Source organism: Actinoplanes sp. NPDC049668 (assembly GCF_044465445.1).
GTDB lineage: Bacteria > Actinomycetota > Actinomycetes > Mycobacteriales > Micromonosporaceae > Actinoplanes.
Genome location: NZ_JBITLR010000007.1, coordinates 24,817 through 46,874 on the forward strand (window position 1 = coordinate 24,817; position 22,058 = coordinate 46,874).

General features: G+C 72.7%; 22 protein-coding genes. 16 read left to right on the forward strand and 6 right to left on the reverse strand.

The features are described 5' to 3' along the window. Nucleotides 1-198 precede the first annotated feature (198 nt). Nucleotides 199-2,013 carry a dynamin family protein gene (locus tag ACIBSW_RS28260; RefSeq protein WP_354718948.1) on the forward strand — a complete coding sequence of 605 codons (1,815 nt, stop codon included), beginning with the start codon at nt 199-201 and terminating at the stop codon, nt 2,011-2,013. Between the two features lie 52 nt (nt 2,014-2,065). On the opposite strand, the gene ACIBSW_RS28265 is transcribed toward ACIBSW_RS28260, so the two are convergent. After that, complete coding sequence (locus ACIBSW_RS28265) at nt 2,066-2,653, reverse strand: hypothetical protein (RefSeq protein WP_354718946.1); 588 nt, start codon at nt 2,651-2,653, stop codon at nt 2,066-2,068. Nucleotides 2,654-2,729: 76 nt separating this feature from the next. Next, a complete protein-coding gene (locus tag ACIBSW_RS28270) occupies nt 2,730-3,128 on the reverse strand; it encodes a response regulator (RefSeq protein ID WP_354718944.1) in 399 nt (132 codons plus the stop codon). A gap of 224 nt (nt 3,129-3,352) precedes the next feature. On the opposite strand from ACIBSW_RS28270, the gene ACIBSW_RS28275 reads away from it, so the two are divergent. The 7 genes from ACIBSW_RS28275 to ACIBSW_RS28305 all read left to right on the forward strand — a co-directional run bounded on the left by ACIBSW_RS28275 (nt 3,353) and on the right by ACIBSW_RS28305 (nt 9,177). Continuing rightward, nucleotides 3,353-4,063, forward strand: a complete 711-nt coding sequence (locus ACIBSW_RS28275) for a GAF and ANTAR domain-containing protein (protein ID WP_354718942.1) — start codon at nt 3,353-3,355, stop codon at nt 4,061-4,063. Between the two features lie 84 nt (nt 4,064-4,147). Then, nucleotides 4,148-4,540, forward strand: a complete 393-nt coding sequence (locus ACIBSW_RS28280; RefSeq protein ID WP_404799488.1) for an STAS domain-containing protein — start codon at nt 4,148-4,150, stop codon at nt 4,538-4,540. A gap of 214 nt (nt 4,541-4,754) precedes the next feature. After that, nucleotides 4,755-5,462 carry a GAF and ANTAR domain-containing protein gene (locus ACIBSW_RS28285; RefSeq protein ID WP_354718939.1) on the forward strand — a complete coding sequence of 236 codons (708 nt, stop codon included), beginning with the start codon at nt 4,755-4,757 and terminating at the stop codon, nt 5,460-5,462. A gap of 72 nt (nt 5,463-5,534) precedes the next feature. After that, nucleotides 5,535-6,368, forward strand: a complete 834-nt coding sequence (locus tag ACIBSW_RS28290; RefSeq protein ID WP_354718937.1) for a SigB/SigF/SigG family RNA polymerase sigma factor — start codon at nt 5,535-5,537, stop codon at nt 6,366-6,368. Between the two features lie 114 nt (nt 6,369-6,482). After that, the gene (locus ACIBSW_RS28295) at nt 6,483-6,866 is read left to right on the forward strand and encodes an STAS domain-containing protein (RefSeq protein ID WP_354718935.1); all 384 of its coding nucleotides are present in this window, start codon (nt 6,483-6,485) and stop codon (nt 6,864-6,866) included. Nucleotides 6,867-7,112: 246 nt separating this feature from the next. Next, a complete protein-coding gene (locus ACIBSW_RS28300; protein ID WP_354718933.1) occupies nt 7,113-8,093 on the forward strand; it encodes an AraC family transcriptional regulator in 981 nt (326 codons plus the stop codon). A 22-nt stretch (nt 8,094-8,115) separates the two neighbouring features. Beyond that, entirely contained in the window at nt 8,116-9,177 is a 1,062-nt protein-coding gene (locus ACIBSW_RS28305; RefSeq protein ID WP_354718931.1) for a serine/threonine protein phosphatase, read from the forward strand. Here ACIBSW_RS28305 and ACIBSW_RS28310 read toward each other — a convergent pair. Next, nucleotides 9,161-10,111 carry an LLM class F420-dependent oxidoreductase gene (locus ACIBSW_RS28310; RefSeq protein ID WP_354718929.1) on the reverse strand — a complete coding sequence of 317 codons (951 nt, stop codon included), beginning with the start codon at nt 10,109-10,111 and terminating at the stop codon, nt 9,161-9,163. The genes ACIBSW_RS28305 and ACIBSW_RS28310 overlap by 17 nt on opposite strands. Nucleotides 10,112-10,175: 64 nt before the next feature. Here ACIBSW_RS28310 and ACIBSW_RS28315 point away from each other — a divergent pair, with 64 nt between their 5' ends. The 3 genes from ACIBSW_RS28315 (at nt 10,176) to ACIBSW_RS28325 (ending at nt 14,429) form a co-directional block, all read left to right on the forward strand. Then, a complete protein-coding gene (locus ACIBSW_RS28315; protein WP_354718927.1) occupies nt 10,176-10,763 on the forward strand; it encodes a helix-turn-helix domain-containing protein in 588 nt (195 codons plus the stop codon). Between the two features lie 193 nt (nt 10,764-10,956). After that, nucleotides 10,957-13,794 (forward strand): AAA family ATPase, encoded by a 2,838-nt coding sequence (locus tag ACIBSW_RS28320; protein ID WP_354718925.1) that lies wholly within the window; start codon nt 10,957-10,959, stop codon nt 13,792-13,794. 110 nt (nt 13,795-13,904) lie between these two features. Then, the gene (locus tag ACIBSW_RS28325) at nt 13,905-14,429 is read left to right on the forward strand and encodes a hypothetical protein (protein ID WP_354718923.1); all 525 of its coding nucleotides are present in this window, start codon (nt 13,905-13,907) and stop codon (nt 14,427-14,429) included. A gap of 35 nt (nt 14,430-14,464) precedes the next feature. Here ACIBSW_RS28325 and ACIBSW_RS28330 read toward each other — a convergent pair whose 3' ends face one another. Beyond that, a complete protein-coding gene (locus ACIBSW_RS28330; protein WP_354718921.1) occupies nt 14,465-14,917 on the reverse strand; it encodes a hypothetical protein in 453 nt (150 codons plus the stop codon). A 306-nt stretch (nt 14,918-15,223) separates the two neighbouring features. Here ACIBSW_RS28330 and ACIBSW_RS28335 point away from each other — a divergent pair, with 306 nt between their 5' ends. The 4 genes from ACIBSW_RS28335 to ACIBSW_RS28350 are packed head-to-tail and all read left to right on the forward strand — an operon-like array spanning nt 15,224 to nt 18,857. Then, nucleotides 15,224-15,493, forward strand: coding sequence for a hypothetical protein (locus ACIBSW_RS28335; RefSeq protein ID WP_354718919.1), 270 nt, complete (start codon nt 15,224-15,226; stop codon nt 15,491-15,493). Next, entirely contained in the window at nt 15,490-16,065 is a 576-nt protein-coding gene (locus tag ACIBSW_RS28340; protein ID WP_354718917.1) for an RNA polymerase sigma factor, read from the forward strand. The genes ACIBSW_RS28335 and ACIBSW_RS28340 overlap by 4 nt, the downstream gene beginning before the upstream one ends. Beyond that, on the forward strand, nt 16,062-17,891 hold the full coding sequence (locus ACIBSW_RS28345) for an EAL domain-containing protein (RefSeq protein ID WP_354718915.1): 1,830 nt from the start codon (nt 16,062-16,064) through the stop codon (nt 17,889-17,891). Before ACIBSW_RS28340 ends, ACIBSW_RS28345 begins: the two co-directional genes overlap by 4 nt. 18 nt (nt 17,892-17,909) lie before the next feature. Next, complete coding sequence (locus ACIBSW_RS28350) at nt 17,910-18,857, forward strand: TAXI family TRAP transporter solute-binding subunit (RefSeq protein ID WP_354718913.1); 948 nt, start codon at nt 17,910-17,912, stop codon at nt 18,855-18,857. 4 nt (nt 18,858-18,861) lie between these two features. Here the strand turns inward: ACIBSW_RS28350 and ACIBSW_RS28355 are convergent, their stop codons facing one another. Further along, nucleotides 18,862-20,265, reverse strand: a complete 1,404-nt coding sequence (locus ACIBSW_RS28355) for a HAMP domain-containing sensor histidine kinase (RefSeq protein ID WP_354718911.1) — start codon at nt 20,263-20,265, stop codon at nt 18,862-18,864. A 6-nt stretch (nt 20,266-20,271) separates the two neighbouring features. Then, nucleotides 20,272-20,955, reverse strand: coding sequence for a response regulator transcription factor (locus ACIBSW_RS28360; protein ID WP_354718909.1), 684 nt, complete (start codon nt 20,953-20,955; stop codon nt 20,272-20,274). A 98-nt stretch (nt 20,956-21,053) separates the two neighbouring features. Here ACIBSW_RS28360 and ACIBSW_RS28365 point away from each other — a divergent pair, with 98 nt between their 5' ends. Continuing rightward, nucleotides 21,054-22,058, forward strand: coding sequence for a tripartite tricarboxylate transporter substrate-binding protein (locus ACIBSW_RS28365; protein WP_354718907.1), 1,005 nt, complete (start codon nt 21,054-21,056; stop codon nt 22,056-22,058).

The window sequence follows — 22,058 nt, forward strand, 5'->3', positions numbered from 1 at the left end:
AAAACACACACCGCATATTACCCCCCCGCCCCCTCTTTAACCCCCCCCCCCCCGCCGCCCCCCGGGGGCGGGGGGCCCCCCCGGGGGGGGGGGGGGGCCCCCCCCGGGGGGGGGGGGGGGGGGCCCCCCCCCCCCCCCCCCGCTCGTACCCACCGGGCTCCGGATCGCCGTAACGTACCGTCTCGGGAAGGAACGACGTTGACCGCGAACACCGCACCCACCGACGCCGACGCCACGCTGCGCCGGGCGACCGAGATCGTCGACCTCGCGCTGCGCGCCTGCGAGGCGTACGAGCGTGCGGATCTGCGCGAACGGCTCGCCGCCGTCCGCACGACCCTGGCCGACCCGGTGGTGCACATCGTCGTCGTCGGCGAGTTCAAGCAGGGCAAGAGCTCGCTGGTGAACGCGCTGGTCGGCACGAAGGTCTGCCCGGTGAACGACGACGTCGCCACCGCGCTGCCGACCTATGTCCGCTACGGCAAGGAACCGTCCGCGCAGGTGCTCCTCGACGAGGTGCCGCCGCGGCGCGAGTCGGTGCCCGTCGACCGGGTGCGGGAGTTCGTCCTGGAGAAGGAGGCCGGCGGCGCGGTCGAGGGCGCCACCGGCGTGGAGGTCCGCCTGCCGCGCCAGCTGCTCTCCAGCGGCCTGGTCATCGTCGACACCCCCGGCGTCGGCGGCCTCGGCTCGGTGCACTCGGCCGCCAGCCTGACCGCGGCGTCCATGGCCGACGCGCTGCTGTTCGTCACCGATGCCGCCCAGGAGCTCACCCGCAGCGAGCTGGAGTTCCTGCGCCAGGCCCGCGAGGTGTGCCCGACGGCGGTGTGCGTGCTCACCAAGACCGACTTCTATCCGTACTGGCGCAAGATCCGTGACCTCAACGCCGGGCACCTGCGCGGCGCGGGGGAGCTGCCGATCATTCCGGTCTCGTCCGACCTGCGGCTGCGCGCCGTCGCCGGCGGCGACAAGGAGCTCAACGTCGAGTCCGGCTTCCCGGACCTGGTCAAGTTCGTCTCCCAGCGGGTCTCCGGCGGGGCGGCCGCCCGGGCCGCGGCGCAGGCGGGCGCGTCGGTCGTCGGGATCTGCGAGCAGATCGAGAGCCAGTTCGAGGCCGAGCGGGCCGCGCTCGCGGACCCGGCCGCCGCGGCCCGGGTGATGGACGACCTGACCGGGCTGAAGAAGCGCGTCGAGGCGCTCAAGGCGGCCGCCGCGAAGTGGCAGCAGACCCTCGGCGACGGCATCGCCGACCTCAGCTCCGACATCGACCACGACCTGCGCGGCCGGATCCGCCGGCTGGTGGAGGAGGCGGACGCCGAGATCGAGGAGAACGACCCGGCCGACACCTGGGACGAGACCGAGCGGTGGCTGCAGGCCCGGGTCTCGCACGAGCTGCTGGCCAACTACATGATGCTCCGGGACCGGGCGATCGTCCTCAGCGACCAGGTGGGCACCCACTTCCAGGAGGCCGCGGGCCAGATCCTCCGCCAGGTCGCGATCGCCAACCCGGTGCCGCTGGCCGGCACCGCCAAGGTCGACCACAAGATCGAGCTGGCCAAGATGAAGGTCGGCAAGCAGGCGATGGTGGCGCTCAAGAGCGCGTACGGCGGCGCGCTGATGTTCACCATGCTCGGCACGCTGGCCGGCATCGCCCTCGGCCCGATCGGCGTCGGTATCGGCCTGGTGATGGGCCGCAAGGGCCTGCGCGAGGAGAAGAAGCGGCAGCGCACGAACCGGCAGAATCAGGCCCGGAACGCGATCCGCCGCTACTGCGACGAGGTCACCTTCGTGATGACCAAGGACTCCCGGGACACCCTGCGCCGGATCCAGCGTCAGCTCCGGGACCACTACAGCGGCCTGGCCGAGGAGCTGGCCCAGTCCAACGCCAAGTCCCTGGCGGCCGCGTCGGAGGCGGCCAAGCGCAGCGCGGCCGAGCGCGAGAGCCGGCTGCGCGATCTGACGGCCGAGCTGGAGCGCCTGGGGCAGCTGCGGGAGCACGCGGCGGCGATCGTCGGCTGATCCGGCCGGGCGGGTGTTCCTGACGAGCGAGGCCGGGTCCGGTGACCCGGCCTTACTCGTCGATGTCGTCGATCTCCGGTGCCTCGTCCGGCAGCGAGGGTGCCGCCCACAGCTCGTCGGCCGGCGACGGCAGCTCCTCGTGCATCGGCGGCTGGTGCGGCTCGGTGTAACCGGCCGGCTCCGCCTCCACGATCGAGGCGTCGTCGTCGAACGGGGCGGCCGCGTGGCCGTGGCCGAACGCCATGTCCAGCGGCGCCCAGCCGGGCTCGGCGGCCAGGTCGTCGAGGGCGTCGCCCTCCCCGTCGCCGGCCTCGACCGGCGGATCGAGCTCCGCCGCCAGGTCCGGGTCGTCGTCGAACCCGCCCGCGGGGGCGGTGGCGAGCAGACCGGGCAGCTGACCGATATCGCCCGCGCCGGCGTCGCCCTCGGCGATCGGGCCGTGCGCCATGACGAACGGGGCGAGATGCTCGGCGACCTCGGCCGGCGCGGTGCCGGCGTAGCTGACCACGGCCTCGGCGAGCAGCTCCTCCGGTAGGTCCGGGTGCCCGCCGGCGTGCAGCACGGCTGCGAGATCGCCCGAGGTCCCGGCGCCGCCGGTCAACCCCGCGATGATCTCGTGAAGGGATCGCGCCGCTGCCATGTCACTACTGTAGGAACAGGCTCACCGGTACCGGCAGGGGGACATCCCCTGACCGCCCCCTAACGGTTCCCGGGCGTCACACCCGGGCCGGCACCGGCGTCTCGGGCGCGACCAGACCGAGATAGGCCAGCTTCTGCCGGATGATCTCCGGGGTGAACGGCTTGAGCACGTACTCGTGTGCGCCCGCCGCGAGCGCGCGCACCATCTGGCTGTGTTCGGCCTCGGTCGTCACCATCATCATGCACATGTCCCGCAGCGGTGGAATCTTGCGGACGTGGCGGATCAGCTCCAGGCCGTCCATCACCGGCATGTTCCAGTCGATCAGCGCCACGTCCGGGACCGTGGGGATCTCCAGCAGCAGGTCGAGAGCCTCCCGCCCGTTGCTCGCCTCGTACGAGGCGAAACCTAGCCCGCCGACGATGCGCTGCAGGATGTGGCGCATCGTGTTCGAGTCGTCGACCACCAGTGCCAGCATTCAGTCGCCTTTCGAAGGGGGGTGAGCAACCGGATCCAATCGGCCGGGGCGGGGCTCTCTTGAGCAGAACGCACGACAATCCGGTACGCCGGGCACCCGAACGAGAGTGACGGGCATCACGGGTGACCGGCGCCGATGGGTGCCGTTAACCCAGGGCCACACCTAGGCTGAAGGCCCCGGCAGCATCGACCGTGCGGGTCCGTCGCCCGTTCAAGGGATCCCTCGTGGAAGCACAGCAGCCGTTCGACCCGCTCATCGCGTTCGCGGAACTCAGCCTGATCAACCTCAGCGACACCGACCTCGAAGGCGTCCTGCACCGGGTCGCCGAGCTGGCCAAGCGCGCCGTCGCCGCCGTCGACGAGGCGTCCGTGACCTTGATACGGGTCCGGAACGCGCACACCGCGGCGTTCACCGGGAACCTCGCGCTGAGCCTGGACGAGCGGCAGTACGAGGGCGGCGGCCCGTGCCTGCAGGCCGCGGCGACCGCGGCCACCCTCTCGGTGCCCGACCTGACCCGCGAGCAACGCTGGCCGGCCTACGTCCGGCAGGCGCTCAAGGCGGGGATCCACAGCTCGCTCTCGATCGGCCTGCCGGTGCACGACGACGTCACCGGAGCGCTGAACCTCTACGCCAGGCGGCCCGGCGTGTTCGACGACGAGGCGGTCGTGCTGGCGACGACGTTCTCCGGCTACGCGGCGGTCGCGCTCGCCAACGCGCACGCGTACGACGCGACGGCGGCGCTGGCAAGGCAGCTGCGGGACGCCATGGTGCACCGGGCGATCATCGAGCAGGCCAAGGGCATCGTCATGGCGGACCGGCGGTGCGGGCCCGACGAGGCGTTCTCGATCCTGAGCCGGCTGTCGCAGGACACCAACCGCAAACTCCGCGACGTCGCCGCCGCCCTGGTCGAACAGACCATTCGGCCGGGCCCGTAGCGCTGGCCTGACCCTCCCGGCCTCCGTATGCTGAAGGCGGGTCAAGCCACTGTGCCCGCCGAGCCTGTTGATAGAGGTGGGTGGATGCTGTATCCACGAGCGCGGCTGTCGTTTGCGGACAAACGTTCGCCGCGCACAACTCGACGACATTCACGCCCTCAGGGGAATCCCGGCCTGCGGATCAGGCAGGTTCGGCGCGGTCCGGTCCTCGTGGTCAAGGTCGCCGGTGACGTCGACGCCGACACGGCGCACACGTTGTCCGCCGCCCTGTCCGCGGCGATCCAGGTCACCCCGCACGTCTGCTGCGACCTGCGCGGCGTCGACTTCTTCGGTGCCGAGGGCGCGAATGTTCTTGCCACCGCGCATATTCACGCCGCGCACGCCCGCGGCGCGTTCTCGGTTCGCGGCGTGCACGGGGTCGCGGCGCAGGTTCTCGATGTCACCGGACTGAGTGGCATTCTGCGAATGGACAATTGATCTTGCCTACGCGCGGGTCCGATCCGGATAGGACCCGGCTGTTCGTCGCCGAGTAGCATGGCGATCCTGCGGCCGGCCGTCGAAGTAATCGGCCGGTGCACCAGCGTCAAGCAGCGGCGCGGGTCCGTGAGTGTCCGCCACTTTCGGGCAGTAAGACACCCGTACCGCACGGTCGCCTGGCGGAGGCCGTGCGCCCGCTGCAGGGAAACTGACGTTGACGGACCAGCCGGTGGAGTCCCTCTGCACCTTCTCGGAGATCGGCCAGATCAAGTTCAGCGAAACCGATTTGAACGGCGTTTTCGAACGAGTGGCCGACCTTGCCCGGCGTAGCCTGCCCGGCGCCGACGCGGCGGCGGTCACCATTATCAGTGAGTTCGTTTCGCGTACGGTCGCCACCGGCGATCTCGCTCAGCGTCTCGAGGAATGGCAGCATCAACGGCGCGCGGGACCGTCCGTCGACGCGGCCGCCGGCGACCTGCCCGTGGTCATCGCCGACGCGGCCGCGGATCCTCGCTGGGCCGAGTGGGCCGCGCATGCCACCGCGGCCGGAGTGCGCGCCGCGCTCTCGGTCGGCCTGCCCATGCACGACTCATACAGCGGAGCGCTCACCGTCTACAGCGGCACGCCCAGCGCCTTCGCCGGTGACAGCGTCGCCCGCGCCAAGATGCTCGCCGGTTATGCCGCGGTCGCGCTGGCCAACGCACACCTCTATGACTCGTCCGCCAGCCTCGCCGAGCATCTGCGCCGGGCGATGGAACACCGGGCCGTCATCGAGCAGGCCAAGGGCATCATCATGGGCGAGCGCCGGTGCACGGCCGACGAGGCCTTCGCGATCCTGACCAGCATCTCTCAGGACACAAACCGCAAACTCCGCGAGGTCGCCGCGGCACTCGTCGCCAAGGCGACCGGCCAGGACGAATAGCGATTAGGGTCGGGTGCGTCGGTCAAACAGAGCGCCGCGGCAACCCTCGAGCACGCGTTCCGAGAGGACCACATGCGCACAGCATCGGCGCAGACTTCGGTCGTCGCCGCGACCAGCCGGGACGAACACGCCGTCGGGCTGGTCGTCGCGTTCGGCGCGTTGCCGGTCGGCCATCCGGCCCGGCCCGATCTTCGCCGCCGGTCCATCGAGGCCTGGACGCCCATGGCGGACCGCCTCGCCCGCCGCTACGCCGGCCGCGGCGAGCCGTTCGATGATCTCCAGCAGACCGCCGCCATCGGCCTGATCAAGGCCGTCGACCGGTTCGATCCCGGCAGCGGCAACGACTTCGCCGCCTTCGCGGTGCCGACCATCCTGGGCGAGATCCGCCGGCACTTCCGGGATCGAACCTGGATCGTCCGGGTGCCGCGCCGGATTCAGGAACTGTGGCTGGCGATCAGCGAGGCGAACAGCCTGTGGCAGGCGCGGTACGGCCGCACGCCGACCGTGGCCGACCTGGCGGCGTACCTGAGTGTCTCGGACGAGGAGATCATCGAGGGGCTCGAGGGATCCCGGGCCTACCGGGCGTGGTCCCTGTCGACCCCGGTCGGGCCCGACGGATCGTGCGAGCTCGTCGACACGCTCGGCGTGCCGGAGTACGGCTACGCGCTCGCGGAACTGGGTATCGACCTCGGCCCGGCGATGGCGACGCTGACGGAGCGCGAACAACGCGTCGTCTCGCTGCGCTTCTACGGCAACCACACGCTGGCGCAGATCGCCGAGCGGATCGGAGTCTCTCCGATGCATGCCTCCCGGCTGCTAGCCATGAGCCTGGCCAAGCTGCGCCGGCGCCTGGCGTCCTGGGAGGGCCGGTCCGACCGGGCTCCCGCGCTGGTCGTGCCGGGGTAGTTACGGCCCGCGGGTCGTCGCCCCGCCGGGTGATGGCCGGGTCCCCGGCCGGGGGTAGTGTCGCCTAGAGCCTTCAGCAGTGAGGGAAGTTCCACCCACTGCGCTGGAGGCACCATGTGCGATGAACGCGTGCTCGACGTCGAACAACCGGAGTCGCGGTCGTTCTTCATCACCCTCGACCGGGGCGATGACCGGAGCGTGCAGACCATCATCGTGGTCGGCGAGATCGATGCGCTCAACGCCGGCCAGCTGCACAAGGTGGTCCTCGGCGTACTGCGCAAGTACCGCCCCAGCCGCATCGAGATCAACATGTTCAGCGTGGGCTTCCTCGACTCCGCCGGGATCAGGGTGCTGCTGCTGTGCCACAGCGACGCCCGGCTCGTGGACTGCGAGTTGAGGGTGACCGACGCGCACCCCACGGCGCACCGCATTCTGCAGATCACCGGGCTGGCCGAACACTTCGGCCTCGCGGACGGGCCGCTACCCGGGTGCGGCTGAGCCCGCGTTGCGGATATCGGGCCAAACGCGCGGATGCCCAGGCCGACTACTTGACCTCGGGCACCCGCCGGACCACTCAGGTCGGTGCCTGAGCAGGTTCGACCTCTTGTATAGCGGCCGCCCGCGCCGCGCCGCCAGCGATTCGTCGTGTGGACTACGTCGGCCGCGAAGGCGATGCGTATCGTGGACAAAGGTGCCTGTCCCGGTACGGGGCGTGGGTGCATCCTCGAGGAGGAGGTGGTCGGTATGACCGCCGGCACGCTCTTTTCCGGCCCGCAGTGGCAGCGCTTCGCCACCGCCGACTCCGATCAGGCGCACGCCTTCATCCGGCGTTCCCTGGTCGACGTCAACGTGCGGTTCGCCGGCGAGGGCCCGGGCGGTTCCGGCCTGCGTACCGTCTTCACCGAGCTCGACGACGTCAGGGTGAACCGGCTGCACTGGTCGACGCGCACCCAGCTCGGCACGGCGCCCGCCGGGGACCTGATCATCACCCACCTGATAACCGGGTACTACCTCGCGACCCGCGGCAAGGACGAGTATCCGCTGCGGCCGGGCGACGTGGTGCTGATCCTGCCGGACCAGCCCCTCGAGGTCGACTTCAGCGACGTCGACTCGCTGAACGTCCGGCTGCCCCGCAGGCTGCTCGAGGAGGTCGCGGACGCGCAGACCGGCATCAGCGGCGCGGACCTGCGCTTCGACACCCCCCGGCCGATCTCCCCGGCGCTGGGCCGCCATTGGGTGCACACCGTCGCGTACCTCACGCGCACCGTGCTGTCCGACCCCGCGCTCATGGCGAACCCGCTGATCGCCGGGCAGGCGTGCCAGCTACTCGCCTCGACCGCGCTCTCGGTGTTCCCCAACACCGGCCTCGACGTGCGGCCGCGCCACGCGGGCACGGTCTCGTCGCAGGTGTTGCGCCGGGCGATGGCCTACGTCGAGGCGAACATCGACCGGTCGCTCACGGTGGCGGAGATCGCCGCCGCGGCCGGCGTGCGCCCCCGCGCGCTTCAGCTCGCGTTCCGCCGCCACCGCGACACCACGCCGACGCAATACGCCCGCACGGTCCGCATGGAGCGGGCGCACCGCGACCTGCAGGCCTCGGACCCGACCACCGGCGTCACCGTCGCGATGATCGCCAACCGGTGGGGCTTCACCCACCTCGGACGATTCAGCACCGACTATCGCGCCGCCTACGGCAACAGCCCCAGCCGTACCCTGCGTACCTGATCCTCTGTGGCAGGGTTGCCGGGTGCCCGCAGACGCCTGGTCCGACCGCGTGGACCGCCACACCGAACTGTCCGAGAGGCTTGCCGCGCTCAGCGACCGCGAGGTCGAGGCGCTGCTCGCCGGGGCCGAGGCGTCCACCGCGGGCATCGGCGGCACGACGCAGACGGTAACGGTCGGCGGCCTGCCGGTCTTCGTGAAGCGGGTGCCCCTGACCGACCTGGAGCGGCGTCCGGAGAACGCCGGCTCGACGGCGAACCTCTTCCGGCTTCCGCTGTTCTACCAGTACGGCATCGGCTCGACCGGCTTCGGCGCGTGGCGCGAGGTCGCCGTGCACGACCTGACGACCCGCTGGGTTCTGGAGGATCGCTTCGACGGCTTTCCGCTGCTGTACCACCGGCGCGTCCTGCCCCGGGATCCGGATCCGATGCCGGACGACGAGCTGGAACGCTGGGTGGCCCACTGGGACGGCGCCGAGGAGGTGCGCGCCCGGCTGCGGGCGATCGGCTCGGCCTCGGCCGCGGTGGTCCTGTTCCTGGAGCACATCCCGTACACGGTGGACGCCTGGCTGGCCGCGCGAACGGCCGCCGGCGGCGAGGCCGCCGAGGCCGCGTACGCGTTCGTCGACGCCGCCCTGCTTGCGGGCGTGGACTTCCTGGAGTCCCACGGGCTCCTGCATTTCGACGCGCACTTCCGTAACCTGCTGACCGACGGCCGCCGCGTCTACTTCGCGGACTTCGGCCTGGCCGTGCATGAGCGGTTCGACCTCAGCGCCGAGGAGTCCGCCTTCGTCCGGCGGCACCGCAGCTACGACCGCTGCTACACGGCCACCCACCTGACCGTCTGGCTGGTGAGCAACCTGCTGAAGATCCCCTGGCAGGACTGCCCCGCCTACATCCGCGATCAGGCCGGCGACCCCGCGGACATCCCGGCCTCGGCGTGCGCCGGCCGGATCGTGGCGCGGCACACGCCCGTCGCGGCGGTCACCGAACGGTTCTTCGACGCCGTCGTGAATGTCAGCAAGCGCACGCCGTACCCCGCCGAGGAGCTCGGCGGGGTGCTCGCGGGCGTCAGACCAGGGGCCTGAGCGCGGCGCCCACCTGGGTGACGAAGCCGGGCCGGTGGCCGTTGCGGACCAGGTTGATGGTGATCCCGTCGATCCCCGCGCCGAGCACCCGCTCGTGCAGCTGCTCGGCGACCTGCTCCGGCGTGCCGAGGAAGACCCGGTTGCGACGGTCGTCGGGAACGATCTCACCGAGCTCCTTCACCTCCTGCTCCGTCTCGCCGACCAGGCCCATGCTCAGGTAGCTGGTCGCCAGCGTCGCGGGGTCCCGGCCGATCTCCTCGCAGCGCTGCCGCAGCACGGCGACCTTGCGTGGCAGCTCCGCGACGTCGCAGATGATGTTCATGTGGTCGGCGAAGCGGGCGGCGAGCCGGAACGTCTTCTGCTCGCCACTGCCGCCCAGCATGATCGGGATGGTCGGGCGCAGCCGCGGGTTGTTCATGGCGCCGCGTGCGGTGTACCACTTGCCGTCGAGCGTCGCCGGCTCGCCCTTCAGCATCGGCGCGATGATGTTCAGCGCCTCCTCGAGCCGCTCGAAGCGCTGCCCGAAGGTGCCGAACTCGAAGCCGTAGTCGTGGTGCTCCCGCTCGAACCAGCCGGCGCCGATCCCGAGGATCGCCCGGCCCTTGGAGACCACGTCGAGGGTGGTCACGGTCTTCGCCAGCAGGGCGGGATTACGGTACGTGTTCCCGGTGACCAGCGCGGACAGCTGGATCGTCGAGGTGACCCCGGCGAGCGCCCCGAGCGTGGTGTACGCCTCGAGCATCGCGTTCTCCGGCGCGCCGATGCCGGGCAGCTGATAGAAGTGGTCCATCACCAGCACGGTGTCGAAGCCCGCGCCCTCGGCCTCCCGGGCCTGCGCGGCGACGGTGTCGAAGAGGTCGCCCACCTCGACGCCCGGATAGGTGAAGTTCGGAATCTGGTAACCGAGCCGGATGCTCACGGGTGCCTCCGTCATGTAAGAGGGCTATCACTTGCTAATGTAAGAGGTAACTTACACGGCGGCAAGCGGGGAGGCGGGGATGTCGGCGGATCGGGGCTACCACCATGGCGATCTCCGCGCGGCGCTCATCGACACCAGCTTCGCCCTGCTCGCCGAGCAGGGACTCGAGCGCTTCTCGGTCGCCGCGGTCGCCCGTCGGCTCGGCGTCAGCTCGGCCGCGCCGTACCGGCACTTCCCGGACCGCATCCACCTGCTCGGCGCGGTCTCGGCCGCCGCCGCCCGCGACCTGCGCGCCGCGATCGCCGCCGCCGCCGAGGCGGCGGGTCCCGACCCGGCCGACCGCCTGGCCGCGGCGGCGGGCGCCTATGTCCGGTACGTGGCCCGCACCGGCGCCGGCATCCACGTCATCTACGCCGCCGAGCTGTACGGCCTCGCGGACGACGCCCGCCGCGAGCAGGCCCGCGCGCTGATGACCACGCTGCTGGACCTGGCCGCGGCGACCGGCCCGCGGTCGTACGAGGCGGCCGTCCTGCTGATCGAGGCGACCCTCGCCGTCGCGCACGGCTACACGTCGCTGTACGCCGAGGGCTTCTTCGCCCGCAAGTCCAACAACGTCGACGATGTCGCCGCCCGGGCCTGCGCGGCCGCCCGGACCCTTATCATTTGATCTGCGTTACCTGTCGTTTCGCGAAGTTGAACCGGCGCCGAACCTGAAATAACCGGTCCGACATTGTCGTTTGTCGTTCCCTTTCCCTCTCATCATTTCTTCCCGAATATGCGCCCCCTCGCCCGGGCATTGGCACGCTACTGCAAGAATGGCGGCCCGTTACGTGGAGAGGAGGGCGGCCAGGGTGCAGTCGATGATCGGCCGGGAGGCCGAGTGGCGCACCGTCACCGAGGCGCTGGACTCCCTCGGCGACGGCGCACAGGTGATCGAGGTCGTCGGCGAGCCCGGCATCGGCAAGACCCGCCTGCTCGCCGAGCTGGCCGGGTACGCCCGGGAGAGCAAGCTGCTGACGCTCACCGGCCGCGCCACCGAGTTCGAGTCCGAGATGCCGTTCGCGCTGCTGACCGAGGCGCTGGACGACCACGTACGCCTGCACGGCGAGACCTTGCGCGCCCGGCTCTCCGCCGATGACGTGAGCCGGCTCGGCGAGATCCTCGACGGCCTGCGGGCCGGGCCGGCCGCGCCGCCGGCGTCGGGCGGCGCCGCCGAGCGTTACCGGTCGCTGCGGGCGCTGCGCCGCCTGCTCGAGACCATCGCCGAGCCGGACGGGCTGCTGCTGATCCTCGACGACGTGCACTGGTGCGACCCGGCGACCACAGACCTCATCGACTACCTGCTGCGCCGCCCGCCCGCCGGCCCGGTGGTGCTGGCGCTCGCCTACCGGCCGGCGCAGGCGCCGCCCCGGCTGGCCGCCGCGCTCGCCGCCGGTCACGCCGGCCGGCCGCACCGCCGGCTGGCGCTGGCGCCGTTGCACCAGGCGGACGCGACCCTGCTGCTCGGGCCCGGCGCGGACGCCCGCGACGCGGCCTACCTGTACCGCCTGAGCGGCGGGAACCCGCTCTACCTGGACGCGCTGCGCCGCTGCGGCACCACCGCGCTCGGCACCGCCCGTACCCGCGACGACCCCGACCCCGCGCTGGCGTCCCTGCCCGCCGAGGTGCGGGCCGCGCTCGGCGCGGAGTGGGAGTCCGTCGGGCCGGACAGCCGCCTGCTGGCCTCGGCCGCCGCCGTCGGCGGCGACGAGTGCGAGCCGGCCCTGCTCGCCGAGGTGGCCGAGCTGCCGATGCCGGCCGTGCTGCGCTGCCTCGACGAGCTGGTGGCCCGCGACCTCGTCCAGGTGGTGGCCGGCACCGGCCGGTTCCGCTTCCGCCATCCGCTGGTCCGGCATGTCGTGTACGCGTCGGCCGCCGCCGGGTGGCGGCTCGGCGCGCACGCGCGGGCCGCGGCGTACCTGGAGCGGGTCGGCGCGCCGCCGCGGGCCCGGGCGCACCACGTCGCCCGGTCGGCGGCGATCGGTGACGCCGCCGCGGCGGTCACCCTGGTCTCGGCCGCCCGGGCGGTCGGCGCGCAGGCGCCCGCCACCGCGGCCGAGTGGCTGCGGACCGCGCTGCGCCTGGTGCCCGGCGACACCGCCGGCGCCGGCCTCCCGGCCCGCGCCGAGCTGCTCACCTACCTGGCCGAACGGCACGCGGCCAGTGGAAACCTCGCCGAGGCGCGGCAGGCGATGGTCGTCGTCCTCGACGAGCTGCTGCCGGCCGGTCATCCCGCCCGGGCGACCGCCGTGGCGTACACCGCCGTGCTGATCCGGCTGCTCGGCCGGCACGACGAGGCGCAGGCGCTGCTCACCGCGGAGCTGGACCACCGGCCCGACGCGGACAACTCCGATGTGCTGCTGCAGATCGCCACCTATGCGCTGATGCGCGGCCGCCTCGGCGAGGCCGACGAGCGCCTGTGCCAGATCATCGCGCGCGCACCGGGCGGCACTGCCGTCGCGATCGCGCGCGCCATGCGGCCGTTGACCGGGTACGCGACCGGGCCGGCGGACCGCTCCGGCGAGCCGCGCTCGGCGGTCGACCTGCTGGACACGCTGAGCGACGAGGACATCGCCTGCCGGTTCGAGGTCGTCGCCTGGCTCTGCTGGACCGGGCTCGAGGCGCAGGGGCCCCGGGACTCGCTGCGCCGGCTGCTGCGCTGCCGGCAGATCGCCGTACAGGCCGGACAGAGCTTCGTGCTCCCGTACCTGCTGGCCATGCAGGCGCTGATGCAGGCCCGGCTGGGCCGGATCGGCGACGCGAAGCGAGCCGCCGAGGAGGCGCTCGCCATCTCGCGGCTGCTGGCCGCCGCCGAGCCGCTGGCGCTCGCGCTGCTGACCCAGAGCTGGCTGCACCGCTGCGCCGGCGACTACGCGGCGGCGATCGCGACGGGCGAGCAGGCGGTCGCGGCGGCGTCGGTGAGCCGCGGCTGGCTCGCCACCGCCAAGGCGATCCTGGCGTTCAGCCGGGTCGCGGCCGGTGACGTGCGGCGCGGCGCGGCCGACCTGATGGCCGCCGGCGGCGGACCCGAGCTGACCGCGCTGTACCCGCACAACCGGCTGATCGCCTGCACCGTGCTCAGCGAGATCGCCGCGAGGACCGGCGAGCCCGAGTCGCCGCTGCACTGGGCGGACCTGGCCGACCGGATCGCCGCCTCCGGTCACCGGGCGGGCCCGGCGCTGGCGCTGCTGGCGCGGGCGCACCCGGTCGGCGCCGACGACCGGGCCCGGGGTGCCGAGCTCGCCGAGCGGGCCGCCGCCCTGCTGGCCGAGGCGGAGCTGCCGCTGGTGGCCGGCCGGGCCTGGCTCACGGCGGGCACCCTGCGCCTGGCCGCGGGCGACGAGCCGGCGGCGCTGGCAGCCCTCGCCCGAGCCGAGGAGATCGGCGAGGAGGCCGACGCCGAGGACCTGCACGCGGCGATCCGGCGCCTGTGCCGGCGGCTGCGGCCGGACGCGCCGCCGCCGGCCGCGCCCGGCGCGGCGGACTTCACCCGGCGCGAGGGCGAGATCGCGGTGCTGATCGCGGCGGGCATGACCAACGCCGAGATCGCCGCCGAGCTGTACGTGAGCGTGCGCACCGTCGAGACGCACGTGTCGCGGATCTACACGAAGCTCGGCGTCACCGGCCGCGCCGCCGCGGTCAGCCGGCTGGCCCGCTGAGGCTGTCAGCAGCCTGTGTCTTGCTGTGCGTGCCTGTGAATCGCTCGCCGGCGCGGGCGGCCGCACCGATGGGAGCGGCGTCCGACACGAACGGCGAACCAGGAGTGAACATGACCATCACCGCGTTGAGCGGCACCGGCCAGAGCGGTGCGAGCTGGCCGGCACAGCGGTCCGGCAAGGCGATCGACACCGCGGCGGAGACGCTCGGGACGCAGGGCGGGCCGCCGCCCGGTGGCCCGGCCGGTCCGCCGCCCGGAGGCCACGGCGGTCCGCCGCCCGCGGTCGGCGCCGCCATGAAGTCGCTGGCCGAGACCCTCGGCGTCGACGAGGACGACCTCACGTCCGAACTGCAGAGCGGCACGAGCCTGACCGACGTCGCGGCCGCGTACGGGATGGACGCGGACACGCTGCGGACCACCCTGACCGCGGCCCTGACCGAGGCCGACTCGTCGCTGACCGCCGACCAGGCCGCCGGCCTGGCCGACAAGATGATCGCCGGCCCGAACCGGGACCAGGACAATCCGGTCTCCCGGCTGACGTTCGACAGCCAACTGTCCGGATCCGGTACCGCCGGCGGCGGCGTGGTGACCCAGGCCGCGCTCCAGGCGCTGTACAGCCAGTACTCCGCTGTTTAGTCAGGTGTCCCGGCCCGGCGACGGGCCGGGACAACCTATTGGTCGTCCCGGATGATCGAGCTCCAGCGCAGGCGGTGCTTGCCGAACCAGGCCGCTAGGCGGACGCCGTCCTCCTGCCGCGCGAGGCGGCGGGCGCGGATGCTCAGCAGGACGCCGCCGGCCATCGCGAGGCCGGAGAGGCCGAGCAGGGTCGCCTCCGGTTGCGGTGTCGGTTCGTTCGGTACCTTGCCGGCGATCCTGATGGTGACCGCGACGAGCATGGCGACGACCGCGACGGCGCTGAGGACCGTGACCAGCCGCCAGCGGGCGCGCATCCGTTGGGTGTCCGCCACGCTGTAGACCCGGCACTCCACCGCCTGCCCGCAGTGCTCGCACTCGACCAGGGTGGTGGTCCGGCCGGTCTCCGGCCGGGGACCCCGGACGGAGGTGAGCGCATAGTCGTCCGAGCGTCGATGCGCGACGCTGCGTCGCGCGATCGCCACCTCCATGGGGCATTCCCTCCGCCGGGCGGTCTGAGATCCACAACTGTAGAGCGGCCCGGCACCCCTACCGCGGCCGGTCGAGGGCCAGCTGATTACGTTGAGTCAAATTCTGATCACCGTACTCGCCGGTTGAATTCTTCCCCCATTCGTCCAGTTTGGAATGCACGATCATCCGCCGTACCCCAGGTCAGCCCCGCACTGGCGATCTTCGCCGGAACCTGGCACGCGGTCGCACCCCTACATCCGGTACACCCACAGAGAGTAGTGATCAGCGGCCCCTCAAGGAGGGCCGGACCACAAGCGGGAGAACCGGTGGAGCACATCAGCGGAGAGCTGCTCAGCGCAGCCGTAGCGGTAGTCGGCGGGCTCGGCCTCAGCGGCCTGGTACGCGCCTGGATCCGCCACCGCACAAGACTTCAGGTGGAACGCGAGCGGTCGGCCCGGGCCGTCGCGCGCGCCACGGGCCTGGCCCGGATCGCCAGGCGGCACGAGACGGTTCTCATCGACGAGAAGGACCAGGACGGCCACCGCGTGGTGGAGATGCGCGGCCCGGCCCGCGGCTCCCGGGAGGAGGCGGCGTGAGCATCCTGCACTCGCGGGCCGGCGACGACGCCGCCACCGACGAGAAGCTTCGCACGGCGGGGCTGGACGCGACGTTCACCTGCTTCGTCCACGAGCACCACCTGACGGTCAAGCGCTTCCTGCGCCGCCTGGAGGCGGACGGCGGGATGGTGGAGGACGTGAGTCAGGAGGCCCTGATGGCGGTCCGGGAGAAGTGGGCGGACGTGCAGGGCTACCGGGATCCGCGGGCCTGGACCCTGCGGGTCGCCCGCAACATCCTGCGGGACCACCAGCGCACTCGCGGCCGGCGCCGGGTCCTCTTCTTCGACGACCTCAGCATGCCCGAGCTGCCCGCACCGACCGACCCGGAGGAGGCCGACGAGCGGCTCGCCGGCTGGATCCAGCTGCTGCCCACCAGGATGGGCGAGGTGATGAGCATGTCGCTCGCGGGCCTGCCGGACCGGACCATCGCCCTGGAGCTCGGCATCTCGTACAACACCGTCCGCGACACCAAGAAGAAGGCCCGCGAGAAGCTCCAGCAGCTCGCGGAGGCGGACGGATTCATCACTCCGGCGGGGCGGAGGCGCACATGAACCTCGACGACATCCTCGAGCTCGCGGCCGCCCGTACGCCGTCGTCCCTGGACCGGGCCCGGGCCCGCCGCGCCGCCGAGCGGGTGCTGCGGGAGTACGCCGAGGCGACCGCCGAGGGCCGCAACCTGCTCGGCGACCTGGACGTGGAGGACGTGCTGGCCCCCGACGCCGACGAGGCGACCCGGATCACCCGGGTGGCGCAGTCGGCCAAGACCGGCTGGATCAAGTGGACCGCGGCGACCGGCGAGCTGACCTGGTCGGACGAGATGTCGCGGCTGTTCGGCTATCCGGCCGTGACCACGCACGTCCCGGTCGAAACGCTGATCAAGGGCGTGCACCAGGAGGACTTCACCCGGGTCAAGGAGCTGGTCGAGCAGGGCTGGCGGCACCAGATCCCGCAGGAGTTCAGCTTCCGGGTGCTGCGCGCGGACGGCGCCATGCGGTACGCCGGCTGCCTGGTCGAGCTGCTCGGCGACGACGGCCGGGAGCCGACCGGCATCGTGGCGACCGTCCGGGACATCACCCGCCAGGAGCTCGAACGGCAGGAGATCGACCGGCGCCGCCGGCGGCGGGTGACCGAGACCGACCTGCCCGGCCGCGACACCGTCAGCGGCATGCTCGGCCGTGACCGGTTCGCCGACGAGCTGGACCGGGCGGCCCGCGGCGGGCAGGGCACGCTGCTGGTCGTGGCCGTCGAGCCCGATCGTGAGCTGTCCGAGGCACAGAGCGAGCAGGTGACCCGGACGGTCACGGGCATCCTCGACGAGATCACCGACAGTCTCTGCGGTGCCCTGGGCTCCGGGGAGTTCGGCATGGTGCTGGGCGACGTCGGGCACGCGCGGGAGGTGGCCGGCGCGGTGCTGGGCTGCCTGCATCAGCGCCGGACCCTGGCGATCTCCGCCGGGGTACGGCTGCGCGCCTGGGCCGCGCTGGTGCCGTTCGCCCGCGCGGACCGGGCCGGCGGCCAGGACCTCCTGCTCGACGCGAGCTGGGCCTGGCGGGAGGGGCGGCGCGACGGCGACATGCTGAAGGAGCTGCCCGGCCCCCGGGAGGCCGGCACGCGGGAGGCCGCCACCCGCCGGATGATCGCGGCGATGGTCGGCGACGATCGCCTCTGCCTGCACGCCCAGGCCATCCTCGACCTGACCCTCAACGAGATCACCCGGCACGAGGTCCTGGTCCGGGTCCTCGACGAGCACGGGCGCCCGGAGCTGCCGGCGGCCTTCCTGGCCGTCGCGGAACGCTTCGACCAGATCGGGGCCGTCGACCGGTGGGTGGTCGAGCAGAGCCTGGCGCTGATCGGGCAGGGTCCGCAGACGTCGCACCACCAGATCAATCTCTCCGGCCGCACGCTGTCCCGGCCGGGGCTCGCCGAGTTCGTGATCGACGCCCTCGACCGCCACGGCGTCGACCCTCGGACGATCACCTTCGAGATCACCGAGTCGGCGGCCGTCGACAACCTCGCCGCCGCGGCCGAGTTCGCGGCCGGGGTGCGCAGCCGCGGCTGCGGCCTCGCCCTCGACGACTTCGGCACCGGGCACTCGTCGCTGATGCTGCTCAAGTACCTGCCGATCGACCTGGTCAAGATCGATGGCGTCTTCGTGACCGGGCTGCGCGACTCGGCGTTCGACCGCATCGCCGTCCGGCATGTGGTGCAGCTGTGCCGGGAGCTCGGCGTACGGACGGCCGCGGAGTTCGCCGAGGACGCCGCGACGGTGGAGCTGCTGCGCGACATGGGTCTCGACTTCGCGCAGGGGTACGCCATCGCGCGGCCGCTGCCGATGGCGGCGACCCCGGCCGCGGCGGCGGAGCTGGCCGCCGGCTGAGCCCCTTACCATCTGGGGATGGCGCTGGGCCGGGAACCAACGCTCAGCCGGCGGGCGGTGCTGCTGGCCGCGGCAGGGTCGCTCGCCGGCTGCTCCCGGCGGCCCGCGGCCGGCGAGGTCCAGCTGCGGCTGGCCACCGGCCCGGCGGGTGCGGTGTACCGGCGCATCGGCGGTGCGCTGGCCGAGCGCATCACCGAGCGGGTGCCGGGCGTCACGGTGACCACCGTGCCGAGCGGGGCGTCCACCGACAACATCCGGATGCTGCGGGCCGGCGAGGTGCACCTCGGGCTGTCCAGCCTGGACGCGGCGGTCGCGGCCGACGGCAGCGTGCCCGCGGGGCTGTCCGCGGTGTGCCGGCTCTACGACAGCCACCTGCACCTCGTGGTCATGGCCGGCTCGGCCATCGACGGGTTCGGGGATCTCGCGGGCCGGCGGGTGTCGCTCGGCGCGCGGGACTCGGGCACGGAGTTCACGTCGCTGCGGGCGCTCCGGCTCGGGCGCGTGACCGTCGACGGCCGGTACCTGAGCCAGGCCGAGTCGGCGGCGGCGCTGCGCGACGGCGGGCTCGACGCGATGTTCTCCCTGACCGGCGTGCCGACGCCGGCGATCGCGGACCTGGCGCTGCGGCATCCGATCCGGCTGATCCCGCTGGGCGGCCAGGCGGACGCGCTCGTCTCGGTGTATCCCAGCTCGTACACCCCGGCGACGATCTCGGCGACCGCCTACGCCGGGGTGCCGGCCACCCGCACCGTCGCCGTGCCGAACGTGCTTCTCGTGCGCAACGATCTGCCCCACGACCTGATCTACGCCATCACCGAGACCATCTTCGTGCACACCGGCTCGATCGCCTCCGGCGCCGAGGCCGTACCGGAGGCCTGGCAGATCAATGTGCGTACCGGGATATCCACCGGGGGGATTCCGCTGCATCCGGGCGCGGCCGCCTGGTTCCGGGACCGCAAGCGCTGACCGGCTACGGCGCGGCCGGGACGGCGGGCAGCGTGATCACGGCCGCGAACCCGTGCCCGGAGCCGTCCGGACGCGGCAGTCCCTCCTCCAGCCGCAGCTTGCCGCCGGCCGTGCCGATCAGGTCGGCGCAGATCGCCAGCCCGAGGCCGGTCCCGGACACGTTCTGGTGCCGCGGCGAGCGCCAGAACCGCCAGAGCGCCTGCGCCCGCTCGGACGCGTCGAGCCCCCGGCCGTCGTCCCGGACCGCGATGACGACGCTCCCGGCGGCCCGGGCGCTCACCTCGATGGTCCGCGCGTCCGACAGCCGCAGCGCGTTGCTGATCAGCTCGTCCAGGACGCTGCCCAGCCCGCCCGGCGGCTCCAGCAGCCGCAGCCCGGGCGTGACGTCGACCGTCAGCGTCTTGCCCTTCGTCGTCGTCAACGCCCGCCATCGCTCCAGCCGGGTGGCCAGCACCGCGTCCAGCTCCACCGGCGAGGCCGTCCGCATGCTCTCTATCCGCGCACTGGCCTGCAGCGCGTTGAGCAGCCGCTGCATCGCCGTCATCTCGTCGACGGCGACGTCGTACACCTGACGGCCGTCGCCGGCGGGGGACAGGTGCGGTTCGAGGCTCTCCACCGCGAGCCGGAGGCTGGTCAGCGGGTTGCGCAGCTGGTGCGACGCGTCGGAGACGAAGGCACGCTGGCGCTGCGCGGCGTTCTCGACCGCGTCCATCATGGTGTTGAACGAGCCCGCCAGCCGGCGCAGCTCGGCCGGGCCGGCCTCCGCGTCGGCGCGGGTCGTGAGGTCGCCCCGGGAGATCCGCGAGGTCGCCGCGTCCAGCTCCCGCACCGGCCGGAGCACCCACGCGGACACCGGCCAGGCGACGGCCACCAGGGCGATCAGCGGCAGCAGCCCGAGCCCGGCGAGCTGCGCCCAGCGCACCAGGATGCGCTCGCGGGTCCGCGACAGGTCGGAGATCGTCACGACGGCGCCGACGACCTCGCTGTCGCGGCCGACCGGCTCCGCGACGACCAGCGCTGAGTCGCGCCACGGCGCCCATTCCCCGTACGGCTCGGACCTCGCGCCGGCCAGCGCCGCGGTCACGGTCCGGGGCAGCGCCGGCTCGGAGCGCGCCGCCTCCCGGTACGCGCCGGCCGGCCCGAGCAGCACCGTTCCGGAGGTGTCGATGACCGCGACCGGTATGTCGTACAGCTCGTGATAGCGGGTCAGCTCCTGGTCGAGCGCCTCGGTCCGCCCGGTCGACAGCGCGGTCTCGGCCAGCGACGCGAACCGGTCGATGTCACCCAGCCGGTCGACGTAGACCTCCTGCATCTCCCGCTCGGCGACGGCGACGCCGAGCGGCATCCCGAGCGCCGCGACGAGCAGCACCGCGAGCGGCACCAGGACGACGAGCAGGCGGCGGTGCACGCCGGCCTAGCCGATCAGCTCCGGCTGGTCGGCCAGCAGCCGATAGCCCACCCCGTGTACGGTCCGGATCGGAGCGCCCCGGCCGAGCTTGTGCCGCAGCGCCGCGATGTGGGTGTCCAGGGTGCGGGTGGTGGACTCCCAGGTCGCGCCCCAGATCTGGTCGATGATGACGTCGCGGCTGACCACGTTCGGCGCCCGCCGGGCCAGCAGCAGGAGCAGCTCGAACTCCTTGCGGGTGAGCGCGACCGGCGCGCCGTCGACGGTGACCTCGCGGGTGCCGACGCCGATCCGCATCGGGCCGAGGGTGAGCGGCTCGCCCGGGTGGCACGCGGCGCGGGCGCCCCGGGTGCGCCGCAGGACGGCGTCGATCCGGGCCAGCAGCTCGGCGACGCCGAACGGCTTGACTATGTAGTCGTCGGCGCCGGCGCGCAGGCCGCGGACCCGCTCGTGCTCCTCCGACCGCGCGGTCACCACGATGACGGCGGTCTCCGGGCGGTCGCGCAGCCGGCGGATCACGTCGAGGCCGTCGCCGTCGGGCAGGCCGAGATCGACGAGCACCACTTCGGACGGCGCGGCCGCCGCGGCCTCCGCGGCGGTGGCGGCGCGGTGCACCTCGAAGCCGGCCTGGGACAGAACGGTCACCAGACCTCGCGCCACGCGGTCGTCATCCTCGATGACGGTAATCCGCATAACGGAAGATTCTAGTTCTTGGGATTCCTCTGACACCATCCTCGCCCGCGCCGTTCGAGACTGAGGCGATGCCCGCATCGACGCTAGGAGGCCGCACCATGAGAAGGATCAGCAGGCTGGTCGCCGCGATCGGCGTCGTCTCACTCGTCGCCGCCTGTTCCGACGACGGCGGCGGCGGGGGCGACGGCGGCGCGGGCGGTTATCCGGACCAGAACATCACCATCGTCGTGCCCTTCAGCGCCGGCGGCCCGACGGACACCGTCACCCGGATGATCTCCGAGCCGATGGCGAAGGCGCTCGGCGGCAAGATCGTCGTCCAGAACGTCGAGGGCGCGGGCGGCACGGTCGGCGCCGGCGAGGTCGCGCGGGCCGAACCCGACGGCTACACCGTGCTGATGCACCACATCGGCATGTCGACGGCGCCCGCCCTCTACAAGGACCTGGGCTACCAGCCGATCGAGGACTTCGAGACGGTCGGGCTCGTCACCGAGGTGCCGATGACGATCGTCGCCCGCAAGGACTTCCAGCCCGCCACGTTCCAGGAACTCGTGACGTACGTGAAGGCCAACGCCGCCAAGGTCACCCTGGCCAACGCCGGCATCGGCGCCGCGTCGCACCTGTGCGGCCTGCTGTTCCAGTCCGCAGCCGGCGTCAAGCTCCAGGAGGTCCCGTACGAGGGGACCGGTCCCGCGCTGACCGATCTCGTCGGCGGCCAGGTCGACTTCATGTGCGACCAGACGACCAACACCACCGGCCAGATCACCGCCGGCGCCGTCAAGGCGTACGCGGTCACCACCCCGGAGCGGGTGAAGAGCCTGCCCGACCTGCCGACCACGACCGAGGCCGGGATGCCCCAGCTGCAGGTCAGCGTCTGGCACGGCCTCTACGTCCCGGCCGAGACGCCGCCGGAGGTCGTACAGAAGCTGTCCGACGCGCTGAAGGCCGCGCTGGCCGACCAGGCGGTCATCGATCAGATGGCGAAGCTCGGCACCGCGCCGGTCCCGGCCGGGGACGCGACCCCGCAGGCGCACCAGGCGCAGCTGGAGGAGCAGCTCGGCACCTGGGCGAAGATCATTTCCGACGCCGGGGTCAAGGCCTCCTGA

Excerpts from the sequence above, each read along its gene's own strand:
- ACIBSW_RS28265 (WP_354718946.1), bottom strand. The coding sequence starts at position 2,653 with ATGGCAGCGGCGCGATCCCTTCACGAGATCATCGCGGGGTTGACCGGC.
- ACIBSW_RS28270 (WP_354718944.1), bottom strand. The coding sequence starts at position 3,128 with ATGCTGGCACTGGTGGTCGACGACTCGAACACGATGCGCCACATCCTG.
- ACIBSW_RS28280 (WP_404799488.1), top strand. The coding sequence starts at position 4,148 with ATGCTGTATCCACGAGCGCGGCTGTCGTTTGCGGACAAACGTTCGCCG.
- ACIBSW_RS28290 (WP_354718937.1), top strand. The coding sequence starts at position 5,535 with ATGCGCACAGCATCGGCGCAGACTTCGGTCGTCGCCGCGACCAGCCGG.
- ACIBSW_RS28295 (WP_354718935.1), top strand. The coding sequence starts at position 6,483 with ATGTGCGATGAACGCGTGCTCGACGTCGAACAACCGGAGTCGCGGTCG.
- ACIBSW_RS28300 (WP_354718933.1), top strand. The coding sequence starts at position 7,113 with ATGACCGCCGGCACGCTCTTTTCCGGCCCGCAGTGGCAGCGCTTCGCC.
- ACIBSW_RS28310 (WP_354718929.1), bottom strand. The coding sequence starts at position 10,111 with ATGACGGAGGCACCCGTGAGCATCCGGCTCGGTTACCAGATTCCGAAC.
- ACIBSW_RS28315 (WP_354718927.1), top strand. The coding sequence starts at position 10,176 with ATGTCGGCGGATCGGGGCTACCACCATGGCGATCTCCGCGCGGCGCTC.
- ACIBSW_RS28320 (WP_354718925.1), top strand. The coding sequence starts at position 10,957 with ATGATCGGCCGGGAGGCCGAGTGGCGCACCGTCACCGAGGCGCTGGAC.
- ACIBSW_RS28325 (WP_354718923.1), top strand. The coding sequence starts at position 13,905 with ATGACCATCACCGCGTTGAGCGGCACCGGCCAGAGCGGTGCGAGCTGG.
- ACIBSW_RS28330 (WP_354718921.1), bottom strand. The coding sequence starts at position 14,917 with ATGGAGGTGGCGATCGCGCGACGCAGCGTCGCGCATCGACGCTCGGAC.
- ACIBSW_RS28345 (WP_354718915.1), top strand. The coding sequence starts at position 16,062 with ATGAACCTCGACGACATCCTCGAGCTCGCGGCCGCCCGTACGCCGTCG.
- ACIBSW_RS28350 (WP_354718913.1), top strand. The coding sequence starts at position 17,910 with ATGGCGCTGGGCCGGGAACCAACGCTCAGCCGGCGGGCGGTGCTGCTG.
- ACIBSW_RS28360 (WP_354718909.1), bottom strand. The coding sequence starts at position 20,955 with ATGCGGATTACCGTCATCGAGGATGACGACCGCGTGGCGCGAGGTCTG.
- ACIBSW_RS28365 (WP_354718907.1), top strand. The coding sequence starts at position 21,054 with ATGAGAAGGATCAGCAGGCTGGTCGCCGCGATCGGCGTCGTCTCACTC.